Origin of the sequence: Acinetobacter sp. TSRC1-2 (genome assembly GCF_049895885.1) — a bacterium.
Classification (GTDB): Bacteria; Pseudomonadota; Gammaproteobacteria; order Pseudomonadales; family Moraxellaceae; genus Acinetobacter.
Genome location: NZ_JAFCTF010000008.1, coordinates 56931 through 71422, shown reverse-complemented (window position 1 = coordinate 71422; position 14492 = coordinate 56931). Strand labels below are relative to the sequence as shown.

Genomic DNA, 14492 nt, shown 5'->3' with positions numbered 1-14492 from the left:
ATTTACACTATTATTAAATTTTAAAATGTTATAAAAATTAATGAGGGATACAAGTTCCCACTTCTAGGAATGAGTTTTGGACTATTCTTTTACCGCCCGCCACTTTGACTCCCACACTTAGATGGGCAAATGCTTCAATGCTGACATCATGATCCAATAATGTGCCAATATTTAAAATCACGCCTTCCTTGATAATGTTATTCGTTCCAATCACACATCCAGCCATAATACTTACACCTTGACCAATCTGAGCTGTAGGACTAACTACAGCCCGTGGATGAATGACGGATGCAATTATAATGCCTAATTCAGCTAATAAAGATTGCCATGTTTGTCTTAAAGAGTTATTACCTACTGCTACAATCGCTCGTAGATTACTAGAAGTCAGGTGTTGTAAGTTAGCAATATTAGATACAATTTTGTATGCCCCAACTTGCTGGATTTCAGGCCATCGATCATCAGCAAATACAATTTCATCCCACTGCCCAGTTAGTTCAGCCGCTTCTGCAACGGCCAAGCCATAACCGCCTGCGCCTAAAATAAGTAATTTTTTTTCAGGCATTCGGATTTCCTGCTCTTAATTTAATAGCGATGAATATTAAAGGTAAATAAGCAATGAGTACTGCAATTTCTGGATATGTCCACTGTTGAGTTAAGGTCATATACGCAATGGGGAATAACCACAATAAGTTAATCGCTGCTACTGCCAAGGTTACAGGGGTATGACTCCTCCATTTACGCGATAAAATTTGATAACTATGACTACAATGTGCATCATACATTTTGTAGCCCTTCAGTACGCGCTTAATCAGGGTATAAGTTGCATCGACTATAAATACACCCAGGCAAATAATCCATGCACAAAATAGTGCTAAATTTTCTTTTAGGGCAATTAAAGCTAACACCCCCAATGTCAGACCTAAGAAGCCACTACAGGCATCACCCATAAAAATTTTGGCTTTGGGAAAATTCCACAATAAAAAACCCAATACACACGCAGCAAGCAAAAATAGAATTTGATTATTCAATGCTACGTTTAACAGTAGATATAGCACAGCCATACTTACCGTAACAGTAATCGCTTCAATACTTGCTATACCATTAATACCATCCATAAAGTTATAAAGGTTAAGCAGCCAAACTAAAAATAATACTGCAATAATATTGGCGATAAAACCAAGCTGCATACCGTTAAATACCGTAACTTCAGCAAACCCACCTAAACTAATCACTACCCCGATCGCAACTAGAAAATGGATTGCGAGACGCAGCATCGAGTTGATGTGTCCGTGATCATCTAAAAAGCCGAGTAATGCAATGGAAAAACCCGCAGCAATCAGGGTGAATCCTATATTTAACTCTAATTGTTGGCTATACATTAAAGCGACTAAAGCTAATAAGTAACTGCATACCACAGCGACCCCACCACCACGTGGAGTTGGTACACTGTGGGAGCTGCGCTCATTTGGGCTATCGATTATGTTTTTCTTTAGGGCGTAATGACGCATATAACTTGTAACTAGTAATGTCAGTATAAAAAATACGATGCTCAGTGCAAAAATTGACATACGTGAATTACTCTTTCATTTTCAAATAGTGTTGACCTGTTTGTAACATGGCTTGTTTTGCACTATAAGGTGCTGTCCAACCCAATAGCTTTTTAGCCTTGTTGGTATCTACTTCAAGGGATTCAAATAACTGTTCATAGAGTTTTGATTTACCCAAACATGCTGCACCAAGTTTCATTAGAGGCTGTGGAATATAAATAAAATGAGGTTTTTTTTGCATTCCTTGTTTTAAATATTGCACCAGCTCACGGGTAGAAAGACTTTCATTGTCTGCTACTAAAAAGGTCTGATTTGCTGCATTTGGATGCTCAATACAAGTTTGAATAAAGTCGACTAAATTATCGAGTGCAACAAAGGTTCTTTTATTCTTCGTTCCCGCGAATGGTAAGGGTAAGTTGGTCATTACCAATTTTAACAGTCGAGCAAAGTTACCAGGTGCGTGCGCAGCATAAACCAGTGGTGGACGAATAATAACTAATTCTGTTTCGGAATCTTTAAATAAAGCTGTGAGTGCTTCTTCGGCTTCAAGTTTTGAAACGGCATAGTCTGCATGCGGTTGAGGTAATGAGCTTTCCGTAAATGGCTCATTTTCAGTGGTTGAGCCATTGACTCCAATAGAACTCATAAAAATAAAGCGTTTCACTTTTTTTTCTAAAGCCTGATGTGCCAGCTGTAACGTACCCTCGACATTCACTTCGCGAAATGCTATTAAAGGATTACTACTTTGATCATTTAACATATGGGCACGACCCGCTAAATGAATAATGACATCAATATTTTCAGGTATTGGTTCAGCAAAAGTTTGCTCTGGCTGCCTACTGATCACTTGCTTTATATGATCTGGCGATTGATCATTCATTTTTCTAGATAATAATACTAAGGAATAAATTCTGTTTTCAGAAAGTTTACGGACTAAAGTTTTCCCAACAAAACCCGTTGCACCTGTGATTAAAATTTTCATGCTTAAAGTCCAAATTATTCGATAATATTTACAATTTTTTTAGCAATCTTTTTATAGGTTAAATTTTCAATTACAAAATTTTGTCCATTTTCACCTAATTTTTCACGTTGAGTATTTGTTAAATTATAAATATTCATTATACCCTCTGCTATTGCCTTAGGATTTTCTGCCTCTACTATAATCCCTGCATTTGCCTGTGTCACTAAATCACCTTTACCTGAAAAGGCATGAATAATTGGTTTTTTTGAATACAAGTATTCTGGTAATTTATTTGGTGCTATTCCAAAACGATATAATGAGTTTTTTTTCCATCCGATATAACATATATCAAATAAAGCTAATATAGATTGAATTTGCTTCTTTGGAATTGAATCTATAAAAGTTATATTATCTAAATTCAAAGATTTCGCTTGACGGATAAGTATTTCTTTCTCTTTTCCTGAGCCAACTATTACAAAATGGATATTATTGTTAATGGGTATAATATTTGCTGCTTCAATTAAATCATCCATAGCATTTGCTACACCCAAAGTACCCGTATAGCCAATAATAAATTTATTTTTAGGAATTTTTTCTAAAATATCTATCTCTAAATCTTCTTTATCTGATACCTCTGCTAAGGAAATACCATTAGGTATCCAATGAAATTTTTCTGAAGAAAACCCTCTGCTCTTTAAGTGCTCTACAGCATTAAAAAGGTTTGAAAATACATATTTAGATTTTTTATATGCTCTATCTTCAATCCATTGCATAAACCTAATAAAAGGATGATTTTCTGAATAACCGCCCAACTCAACTAAAGTTAATGGCCAAATATCGCGAACCTCGAAAATAAAAGGAACTTTAAAATATTTAGAAAGATAAGTTGCTCCTAAAGACCCTATAGGAGAAGGAGAAGAAAATAGAATGACATCTGGTTTTTCTTTAATGAACGAAGATATTTTTTTAACTTTATGTGAAAATCTGAACCAATTTAATACTCTTTTTTTACTATGAGCTTCTTCATATTTTAAAGTATTCACCCATACAAAAGAAAAATTATCATTAATATTTTCTATTAAATATTCAGAATCTAAAAGCTTAGGTAATCTTAATAGATGGTGGTTACTGGCTGCTATTAAATAAACCTTAAAACCTAATTTAGATAGTTCGTCAGACAGATAATAACTTCTTCCTGCTATACCCGTTTCAGGAGTAGAGGAATACTGATTAATAATCCAAATTGTTCTATTAGTATTCATATACGATATCTCAAATTTCAAAATCTGTTTTATTAAATTAAGTGAATAAAAATAAATAACATACTATAATTTACTAAAAAAAATTTCAGCTTTTTCCTGCATAATATACATAGGTGGTAATTTTACTAGATCATTGATCACAATAACGGGGAAATCCTTTTGTTTTAACTTTTTATTTATGTAAACCTGGAACAAAACTGTAGAATAATTACTGACTACAATTTTAGCCATTTTTACAGCATCCTCAAATGGTATGTTTAAAATTTCATCATTCTTAAAAACAATGTTAAGATCTGAATTTGGATATCTAGGATGAGGCTTTACAAAAATATTCCCACTATATAACTCTGATAGTTTATTCATTTTTTTATGAATAACTTCCAAATCTGCTATATCTTCAAATCCTTGAAGAAAGAAAATAATATCTCCCTCATTTTGGCTTAACTCTAGATCTAAAGCCGAACATGAAGACACTATAAATTTTGCTTGTACATCCATTTCCCTTAATACTTTTATATAGAAATCGTCCCACACATAAAATTTATCATAGGTAGAAAAACAATCTCTTAAACATAAAACTTTTTCGCCATGCATACAATTTGAACATATTTTACCATATGAATTAATATATTTTGTTAATATAGAAGAAGTAAAAGAATACTCATTAGAAACTAAAATTTCTTTTGCACAAGTTTTAACTATCCCACTATAAGATAATACTATATATAGACACTTTAACCAAAAATAAGGAAAGAACAAGTATTTAAATATAAATGTATAACAAAAAATAAGATCTTTAAAATTGAAATTCCTTTTATAAGATTTTTCCACCCAAAAGACTTCTTTATTATCAAAAACTTTAGGAAGAAATTTAGACTCAGGTAAAACTGCTATAATTTTACTATCAGATTGTTTTAATTTTTTTTTATTAAAAATAATTAATAAAATTACTGGGATTAAAATAAATATAGGAATTAATAAAACTATCAATAAATTAATAATTTTTTTTTCATCTTTTATTTGGCATTTATATTGCAAAAATGATCTACCCAAATAATCGTTTTTTTTAGTATTTATTTTTAAACTCTCAAAAAAATAATAATCAAAGCCTTCTCTAAAATTAAAAATACTCTTACTATTTTTTTTTCTACTTAAATATAAAAGAAACTTATTCATATACCTACCTGCTCATCATTCAAATCAATATAAGATATTTTAAATTTCTTAAAATTCAATATCAAAAGTTTAAAAACCCTATAAATTAATTTAACATAGCCAGTGTAAAGCCTACACTTTAAAGCTTTCACTTACCCCCCTATTTTTATTATTCATTCTTTCAATATAAATATAAATAATAGAGGCAATCACAATATCGTAAAAGGAAATACCCCATAAAAAACCATACTGAAAAATTGAAAAAACAATTATAGGTAATACAATTATCGTTTTTCTACCAAATATAAAAAGCCAACCTATAACAAAAAATATTGAGACTAAGAACCCATTAGAAGCTAGAAACTCTAAATAGCTATTATGTGAATGCCATATTGACCCCGATGCATTCCACCATAATTTAGTTCCTAAATTTCCGAAAAATAAATTTTCAGTCCAAAAACTATAAAAATAGTTAAAAATCTCATCTCTACCTGATAAATCTACCTCTCCACGCCCTCTAGTTAATTGCTCTATTATAGACTCCCATTTTAGAATAGAAATAACAATAATAGGAACTATTATAAGAACTAGATTCTTAATTTTAAAACCAAATAATAAAAATATACTAATCAATATTGATATAATTGCTGTACGATTAAAAGTAATAAATAAGCCGACTAATATGAAAGGTAAAATCACTTTCTCCCATAAAGATATTTTATTGCTTGTTTTCAAGAGCATAATTGATATAGTTGCTAAATAAACAATTTTAGTTGCTAAGTTGCTTGAATTACCACTAAAACCGAAAACTCGATTTTGATACAATATTCCACTATCATTTAGCTCACTTACAGTAGTATTATTTCTAAAGAAAGTAGGAGTGCCTGCTATATACTCTAAAACACCTATAATTACTTCAATTAAAATAAAAAATTGAATAAGCCTCAGGTCCTTAAGAGTTAAAAATTTACCAATTAAAAATGCTAATATTAGAAATATTATGTATGGAAAATCACCCAACACGCTACTATCATTAATATTTGATAAAACAGCTCCGAAAAAAATATTTAAGTAAATAATTATTAAGGCAGCAATACTTATAATTATATATCCCCAAAATTCTAATTTACTAAAAACTATTTTTTTATCAGTAAAAAATAATTCCCTAATAAAAATTAGTGGAATTATTGTTAAAACAATATATATTGGAAAAAATACTGTAGTAGATAAAAACAATATTAATGAAATCACTTTATTTATCCAATATAATTAAAAAGAGAAAATTACTATACTCAAGTAAAAATTCTACAACCTTATATTAACTATAGAAAAATTTAAATATATCTATATTATAGAATATTGAATAATAGCTTCTGCAATTAAAAAATCCACCTCAGTATCTATATCAATTGCTGTTTTTTGTGGCGTCTCAAATCCATATACATTCTCATCATAAAAAATTTGATTCTTTACTAAAAGTTCTTCTGTTTTATAAATATAAATGGAACCATTTAATCTATAAAATTTAGGTAAATCTTGACTTCGCCTCCCCTGCACTTCTGGACGGGTAAAGTCAGACATTGATAAATTTTCCGGTAATGTATTTGACCATAAAGGACTATGTTCTGTTTCTGAAACAGATACCACGCCCTGAGCTGCTTTTTCAAGAAAAAACTCTAATGCCTGATTTAACTCATCAATTGTTCGCAACGGCGATGTCGGTTGTAACAAAACAATTAAATGATTGGGTTTTGCTATATTCAGAAACTCAATCGCATGCTTAATGACATCAAAACTCGTTGCAGTATCGTGAGATAAATAGTCAGGACGTATAAATGGAACTTCTGCACCAAAATTTTTAGAAATTTCTTTAATTTCAATATCATCTGTAGAAACAATAATATTGTCTATGTATTTAGAAGCTTTTGCAGTTTCAATGCTCCATGCAATTAATGGCTTTCCAGCAAGAGATTTTACATTTTTTCTGGGTAATCGTTTACTACCACCACGGGCAGGAATAAGTGCAGTTACATGATATTGATTCAACATTAATATTTACCAAAATCCAAATTGATAATATCGCGTTGTGCTCTGTTGTAATCTTCCATCTGACCAATATCTAACCAATACTCATGCAAAGGATAACTTGCAACTTTTTTAGATTTATTAATTTGTTGTTCAAGTATAGTAGGCATACCAATAAATTGTGCTTCAACTTGTTCCAATAATTCGGGAGAAATCACATAAATTCCTGTATTAATATCAAAATAATAACTTGGTTTTTCTGTCATACTTTGAATATTACTTTGTTCAGAATTAACTACACCATAAGGTATTTGGTATTGGAATTCACGAACACACATTGTTGCAATCGCTTCATGACTTTTATGGAAATCGAGTAGTTTAGTAAAATTCATATTTGTTAGAACATCTCCATTGATCACAATAAATGGTAAATTAATGTCTTGACGTGGCAACAGACTTAATGCGCCACCCGTACCTAACGGCTCATTTTCATGTACGTATTGAATCTGAATATTAAACTTTCCACCATTTCCAAAATGATTTTGAATAATTTCAGGCAAATAATGAGTCGAAATATAAAACTTATAAAAACCTTGTTCTTTTAAACTTAAGATAATTGTTTCTAATAATGGTTTGCCACCTATAGGAAGCATGGGTTTCGGACATTTGTCTGTTAGTGGGCGTAACCTTGTACCAAAACCACCCGCCATAATAAAAACTGGATTTTCTTTTCTTTTGGTACGAATCAAATCATCTAAAGTAATAATATTAGCCAATTGACCATTTTTGATAATAGGCAAAGCTAAATAACGTTTTTCTCGCATAATTTCAAAAATTTGACGATCTGTTAAGCTACCTTCATCAATTGAATATGGTGTAGTGTGCATAATGCTTTCAACTGGAGCATGCAAATCTTGCCCTTTCAATAAACCACGGCGAATATCACCATCCGTGATACTACCAAGCAAATGATTATTTTCATCTACAACAAGTACAATTCTTAAAGCATACAAATCCAGTAACTCTAAAGCTTTCAGAATTGTGTCTTTTTTATTTAAAACAATATTTTTAATATCACTCATAACTTTTTTAGTTCCTTAGCAGGCGCACCAATATATGTGGTATTAGCCAAAGTATTTTTTACTACAACTGCCCCTGCGCCAATCATTGAATACGCGCCCAATATTTTAGGCTTATCTAAATTGCCAGGTAAAATAGTCGCATTTGTGCCTATATAAACGCCTGCTTCGAGTTTTACACAGCCCGATATATTCACGCCAGGCATAATAGAGACATAATCATCAAGCTTACAATCATGTCCAACGGTACTATTGAAACTTATAATGATAAAATCACCGAATTGGCATGAGTTTGTAACTCTTGCACCTGCAGCAACAATTACCCCTTGACTATTCTCTAGTCTTTCTTTAATACCGTAACCCAATGAAGTCTGAGAGTGAACCAAATTGGGATAATGTAAATTAGGATAAAAATCATGGATTTTTTTACGTATTTTAGGATCAGCAATCCCAATTACAAAATCTACTTCTGACTGAGTCACAACTACAGATTCAGCCAAAATCGGAAATCCTAAAAAAGATTGCTCATGATATTTCTCTTTTTCCAAGAAACAAATATCAATATACCCTTGATCTATTGCTAAATCTAAAAGTTCTTTAGCAAAACCACCTATGCCAAAAATTGCGAGTTTATTCATTTAAATTTCTATAAAATCATTCTTTTTAAAGGCACGTTTTGCTGTTGTATCTAAAACATCCCAATATTTATTTGGCTCTAAACACACATGCCCCGCTCGTTTTGTAGTGATATTCTCTGAAGTCAGTAACTCACCTTCATCAATATCGCAACTCGCAACAATACTACGTCGTACCAAGTAGTAATTATCACTTTCTTGCTCTAACATAAATTTAATGCCATCACCAAGCGCAGCATGCGTTTTATGCAAAATTTCAACATAATATTTAAATTCTTCTGCTTCCATAGAGGCTGCATGGTCTGGGCCTTCCATAGTTTTATCAAGCGTAATATGTTTCTCAAAAATTCGAGCGCCTAAGCTTAAGCTAATAATTGCTGCATATTCATCTAGAGTATGGTCTGAATAACCTGTAGTTAAACCAAATACATTTTTGATGGTTTCTATTGCACGTAAGTTCGTTTGTTCAAAAATTGCTGGATATTGCGTCACACAGTGTAAAATTGAAATATGTTCTTTTAACTTCTTACGCACATCAAACTTGGAATAAGATTCTCTAAATAACTGTTGTGATGGGCGAATTTCAGTTCCTTTATCTAAAACAAAGGCAAAGACTGAAAGTGCCTGCTCAATATCACCTAAACTGGCAGTACCCGTTGATAAAATTACATGTTTACCAGTACAAGCCAATTCATATAAAAATGGTAAATTCGAAATATCTGCAGAAGATACCTTTAAGAAAGGAACATCTAGTTCATTCACTAAGAATTTTAAACTTTCAGAATCAAATGGTGTCGAAATAAATGTTATCTGCTCAGCCTTACAAAAAGCTTGTATTTCTTTCGTTTGTTCATAGGTTAGCTCAAGACTTTTTACCAACTCCAGTTGGCTTTGTGTTGAACCTGTATTTTCTTTTTGATATGCCGCCATTTCAGTCTGATCAGACAGCAAACTATCCGCTTTAAACGTCTGAAATTTGACTGCATTTGCACCACACTTTTTCGCTTTCAGAATGAGTTCTTTTGCTAATTCAACAGAACCATTGTGATTTACACCAATTTCTGCAATCACATATACTTCTTCTGGATTAAAAATCATAAAATGGTGCCTTCTTTTTAAAATCAGTAGTCTTAATTAAATTGATTATTTTTTCAGAGGTATTACCTAGGCCAAGTGGAGGTATTACATGACTTAACTCTTCTTTAGAAAAATGAATTGCTTTCTCTAGGGCTGCATGAATTTCTTCTTCATTCAATGCTACATCAATAATCGACTCACATCTTAACCGACCTTTTTGACGATCACCGATATTTACTGTTGGAACTTGTAAAGCAGGTGCCTCAGATAATCCACTTGAAGAGTTACCAACCATTGCTAAAGAATATTTTAAAACACTTAAATAATTTTGAATTCCAAAGTTTTTTACCAATAAAACGCGGTTAGGAATTTCTTCTTTTAAAGCTAACATTGCTTTTACAATTTCAGTATTACCATTGTCTGCATTTGGATAACTAAAGACAAAATTAATCTCAGAATACTGTCTTAAGGCATTAAACAAGGGATTTACATTTTCATCTTTTAGATTAGTTTCAGGGTGATAGGTAATTAAAAAATAGGGTTTTGAAAAATCAAACTCATATATTTTATTTAATTCTTTAATACTTCGAAATTCAGTTCGTTGTATATGATCTAAACCCACCGCACCTACATTAAATACTTGACTGGGTTGTTCGCCCAATTGAATGATACGATTTTTATAAACCTCTGCTGCTGCAAAATGGATATTTGACATTTTACTAATTGCATGTCGAATGGATTCATCATAAGCACCTTCTGTAATTTCACCACCATGCAAGTGCGCAACGGGAATCTGCATAATCAGTGCTGCTTGTGTCACAGCAAGTGCTTCAAAACGATCACCTAAAACAACCAGTAAATCAGGTTGCATGCGTTTAAGTGCATCTGCAAACCCGATTAATCCAACCCCCATAGATTTTATAACCGCACTTGAACTGTCCGATGACAGTAACATTTCTACCGATTCAGTAATCTCGAAACCATCATTTACGATTACTTTCCAGGTCTCTCCATGTTCAGGTGAATAATGCATAGCTGTAGCAAGAATTTGTAACTCAAGATCAGGATCGTTTTGAATATCCTTCATGAGCCAATACAACAATCCATATTCAGCACGTGTACCCGTAAATACAGCTATTTTTTGCATTTATTATGACTCCAATGGAACTGAACTAGGAATATTTACTACCCGCTCTTCTAGCCATTTGGAGTGTGTCAAATTATCTTGTAAGGCATTTTCATACATTGGCAAGTTAGTCATCAACGTCCAAATCGGGCGAGTCATGACTTGATTTGTATTTGTTTTATTAAGGATGACGTCCCGATGTGCTTTATCTGAACAAATAATAGCATTTAACCAATAATTTGAACGACAATCTTTTGGTTCAACCACAAATTGTACCTCGGTATTGGCAAAGAACTCTTGATACTGGCGCGCCAATTGACGCTTCTTCAAAAGAAAGCTATCTAAGTTTTCTATTTGCGCGCACCCCAAAGCAGCATTTAAATTTGGCATGCGATAGTTAAAACCATTTTCATCATGGTAAAACTCATAGGGATGGGGAATTTTTGCAGTCGTGGTTAGATGTTTAGTTCTTATTCCTAACTCTTCATCTTGACATAACACCATCCCCCCCCCCCCTGTAGTAATAATTTTATTGCCATTAAAACTTATTGCAGAAATCGGTCCTAAAGTGCCTGTATGCTGTTCTTTATAATATGAGCCTAAGCTTTCAGCTGCATCTTCTACTAAAACAAGACGCCATTTTTGTGCCAAAACAAGTAATTCATCTAATTCAACTGGATGACCAAAAGTATGCATTGGCACCACAGCAGAAATACGTTTATTTGATCCTTTATGACGGCAAATACTTTCATCATCAATAAATGCATACTCTTCTAAATACTGATCTAAAGCTTTTGGACACAAACCCATTGTTGCTAGAGAGACATCAATAAATAACGGTTCTGCACCAATATAAGCAAGTGCATTACATGTCGCAACAAATGTAAGTGCTTGCGTAATAACGATATCATCTCGTTTCACCCCTGCCATTAATAAAGCGATATGTAATGCTGCTGTTCCATTTACCGTCGCAACTGCGCGTTTACAACCTGTAAACTCTTGAATTTTTTCTTCAAAGTTCGTAACAAAAGCGCCAACACTAGAGACAAACGTACTTTCAATTGTATCTAATACATATTTTTTTTCATTACCTAAAAATCTAGGCTCATGTAATGGAATAAATTGATTTGTATTATAGATATCACGCACAAATTGATTAAATTTCAAACTATCCATTACATTTTTCCATCTAAATACAAACCTGTTTCTTTGTGACCAAAGTTAGGCATCATATAGTTGAACAGATCAACTACTTCTTCTTTATTCCACTGTTTAGAAGACATCATGTATTGAATTTTTTCTTCAAATGCTTTTAGTTTATCTTCCTCAACATTCAGTGCATTTTTAATCACACCTAAATTATTAAAACGCTGCATATCCAATACTTCGTTTTCAGTGAAAAATTCTTCAAAATCTTTTTCACCTGTAGTATTGCTGCCTGCAAACAAGCATGGCCATTTTCCTTGTTGAGGTAAGGTTTTAATTAACTCACGTGCTTCATCTTCAGATGTACATAAATAAGGTTCATAACCCAAATTATTTAAATATTTTACGGCAATATCTGCGAAAGTGATTAAATGCAAATGCTCACTTAACTTAGGAAAGAAAATATCTCTATTCTCGCCCAACAAACAAGACATTAAACACAATTCACCAGACTCTTTAGGTGTCACAAAATAGCGTCGAATATCATTTGGTGCTGCAATAGGTTGATTTTTTTGAATTCGCTGATTAAAACCATGCAATAGCGAACCATCAGAAAAAGCAACATTCGCAAAACGTGCTGTAGAAATATTAATATGCTGACTCTGGCGCATAAGAAACATCTCCATGATACGTTTAGAGCCGCCCATCATATTGACAGGATTCGCAGCTTTATCTGTAGAAACACAAAAATACTTCTTCACACCTTTTTCAATAGATTGTTGAATTGTTTTTTCGGTATTTAAAATATTGACATGAATCATACGCATGAGCGTAAAAGGGTCTTTTTCACTACGCACATGTTTTAATGCTGAAAGATTCAATACATAATCAAAATCACCATCATTTTGAATAAATGCATCATATTCAACTGAACCAATATCGAGTGCAAATGTTTGAAAATCGCCCTCAATATAACCAAACGAGCTACGAATATCACGCACAACTTCAGTTAGATTATTTTCAGAAATATCGACAACGTGAAGCTTCTTAGGATTCCTTTTAAAAACTTCTTTCACAACAGCTTGACCAATTGAACCTGCGCCACCTAATATAAGAAATTTAGATTTAGAAACAATTTCAACTAAGCAATTATTCCACTTCTGAATATCGTCAAAAAAAAGCTCTTGGGTCCGACCTATTAAATTAAGCATTTTTCTTACCTTTAATAAAAAATAACCATGGCATTGGGTAAACTTTAGCGGATAGATACCATACAGACATAAAGAATAAGACTTGCACACATAAGAATGAGTATGCAGCTCCCTCTATTCCATAATATTTTACTAGCATATACGTAAGAGGGATATTAATTAAACCCGACGTAAAAGTAATCATCGCTAGCAATTTAGTTTTTTTAGTGAAAAATATATAATTTGTCACCAAGTAATATAAACCTTGTAATGAGAACCCAAGACAGATTATCCAAATAATAGGTTTCGCTTCTTGAAATTTACTACCGACGATATAGGGTAAGAAATAGGTCGCTATAACCGCCCAAATCATTCCCATACATAAAATAAAAAACATTGATAAATATGTTTTTTTAACCATAGCTAGCTTATCAATATCTTCATTTGACAATGATCTCATTAACCAAGGAGAAAAGACTTTATTGAATGAGTCCGCAAATAACCCCATTGCTTGACCAAGTTGCACTCCAACCATATATATGCCTACTGCAACAGTACCCAAAAAATTTGTAATGATTACCCGATCCATACTATAAATCGCAAAAGCACCTATAACATGTGGGATTAAGGGCAATCCAAATTTTAAGGCATCTTGCATATCAAGTTTGAGTGTTGAGGGTTTTTTAAATAAATTTTGCTTATAAAGCAGAAAAACTGAAAGCAATCCAAAAATTGAAATTGCTATCGCTTGCCCTAACAACCTTCCTTCCCAAAGCATGCCAATAATAAAAATAAAAAATAAGGATAGGAATGCATTAAGAGCTGTATTTGAAATTTGTAAAGCGCCATATTTTATAGCTTCACCTTTTACAACCCAGACTGTTAACTGTAATTTAATCAAAAATTGGAAAAAAGAAATAGCGACTGCAATTAAAATCCATTTATAAGGAATACCTAGAAGTTCTTCTAACCATACGTCTGAAAAACTCAAAATCGCAAATACACCTAGAGCACTTAAAACCAATAATAAAATACAACTTGTAATATATTCTGCAAATTTCTTAGAATCCAATTTGAAAAAATTAACGTTAACTGCACCTTGCACGCTTAAGCCCACAAAGGCGTTGGTTAAAGTTAATAAAATTGTAAACATGGCAATAACGCCATAATCTTCAGGAGAGAGTACTCTTGTCAAAATAGGCAATAATAAAAATGGAATAGAAGCATTGACCATATTCGAAATCAGGTAAATGCTTCCAGTACTCAAAAGTGTTTTATTTAACATTTTA

14 protein-coding genes are annotated in these 14492 nt (G+C 32.4%); all 14 read right to left on the bottom strand.

Going from position 1 to position 14492, the window contains the following annotated elements:
* Positions 1-37 precede the first annotated feature (37 nt).
* Positions 38-562, bottom strand: coding sequence for an acetyltransferase (locus tag ACP69Y_RS09945; RefSeq protein ID WP_425918252.1), 525 nt, complete (start codon positions 560-562; stop codon positions 38-40).
* The gene (locus ACP69Y_RS09940) at positions 555-1568 is read right to left on the bottom strand and encodes an MraY family glycosyltransferase (protein WP_425918251.1); all 1014 of its coding nucleotides are present in this window, start codon (positions 1566-1568) and stop codon (positions 555-557) included. The genes ACP69Y_RS09945 and ACP69Y_RS09940 overlap by 8 nt, the downstream gene beginning before the upstream one ends.
* 7 nt (positions 1569-1575) lie before the next feature.
* A complete protein-coding gene (locus tag ACP69Y_RS09935; protein ID WP_425918250.1) occupies positions 1576-2529 on the bottom strand; it encodes an NAD-dependent epimerase/dehydratase family protein in 954 nt (317 codons plus the stop codon).
* 14 nt (positions 2530-2543) lie between these two features.
* The gene (locus tag ACP69Y_RS09930; protein ID WP_425918249.1) at positions 2544-3770 is read right to left on the bottom strand and encodes a glycosyltransferase family 4 protein; all 1227 of its coding nucleotides are present in this window, start codon (positions 3768-3770) and stop codon (positions 2544-2546) included.
* A gap of 63 nt (positions 3771-3833) precedes the next feature.
* The gene (locus ACP69Y_RS09925) at positions 3834-4946 is read right to left on the bottom strand and encodes a polysialyltransferase family glycosyltransferase (protein ID WP_425918248.1); all 1113 of its coding nucleotides are present in this window, start codon (positions 4944-4946) and stop codon (positions 3834-3836) included.
* Between the two features lie 111 nt (positions 4947-5057).
* A complete protein-coding gene (locus tag ACP69Y_RS09920; protein ID WP_425918247.1) occupies positions 5058-6176 on the bottom strand; it encodes a hypothetical protein in 1119 nt (372 codons plus the stop codon).
* Between the two features lie 93 nt (positions 6177-6269).
* Positions 6270-6974, bottom strand: coding sequence for a cytidylyltransferase domain-containing protein (locus ACP69Y_RS09915; protein WP_425918246.1), 705 nt, complete (start codon positions 6972-6974; stop codon positions 6270-6272).
* Positions 6974-8032, bottom strand: coding sequence for a nucleotidyltransferase family protein (locus tag ACP69Y_RS09910; RefSeq protein WP_425918245.1), 1059 nt, complete (start codon positions 8030-8032; stop codon positions 6974-6976). Before ACP69Y_RS09910 ends, ACP69Y_RS09915 begins: the two co-directional genes overlap by 1 nt.
* Positions 8029-8667 carry a sugar O-acyltransferase gene (locus ACP69Y_RS09905; protein ID WP_425918244.1) on the bottom strand — a complete coding sequence of 213 codons (639 nt, stop codon included), beginning with the start codon at positions 8665-8667 and terminating at the stop codon, positions 8029-8031. The genes ACP69Y_RS09910 and ACP69Y_RS09905 overlap by 4 nt, the downstream gene beginning before the upstream one ends.
* On the bottom strand, positions 8668-9762 hold the full coding sequence (locus tag ACP69Y_RS09900; RefSeq protein WP_425918243.1) for an N-acetylneuraminate synthase family protein: 1095 nt from the start codon (positions 9760-9762) through the stop codon (positions 8668-8670).
* The gene (gene neuC, locus ACP69Y_RS09895) at positions 9752-10888 is read right to left on the bottom strand and encodes a UDP-N-acetylglucosamine 2-epimerase (RefSeq protein WP_425918242.1); all 1137 of its coding nucleotides are present in this window, start codon (positions 10886-10888) and stop codon (positions 9752-9754) included. Before neuC ends, ACP69Y_RS09900 begins: the two co-directional genes overlap by 11 nt.
* Before the next feature lie 3 nt (positions 10889-10891).
* Positions 10892-12043 carry a LegC family aminotransferase gene (locus ACP69Y_RS09890; RefSeq protein WP_425918241.1) on the bottom strand — a complete coding sequence of 384 codons (1152 nt, stop codon included), beginning with the start codon at positions 12041-12043 and terminating at the stop codon, positions 10892-10894.
* Entirely contained in the window at positions 12043-13224 is a 1182-nt protein-coding gene (locus tag ACP69Y_RS09885) for a UDP-N-acetylglucosamine 4,6-dehydratase (RefSeq protein WP_425918240.1), read from the bottom strand. Before ACP69Y_RS09885 ends, ACP69Y_RS09890 begins: the two co-directional genes overlap by 1 nt.
* Complete coding sequence (locus ACP69Y_RS09880) at positions 13217-14488, bottom strand: lipopolysaccharide biosynthesis protein (protein WP_425918239.1); 1272 nt, start codon at positions 14486-14488, stop codon at positions 13217-13219. The genes ACP69Y_RS09885 and ACP69Y_RS09880 overlap by 8 nt, the downstream gene beginning before the upstream one ends.
* Positions 14489-14492: the final 4 nt, after the last annotated feature.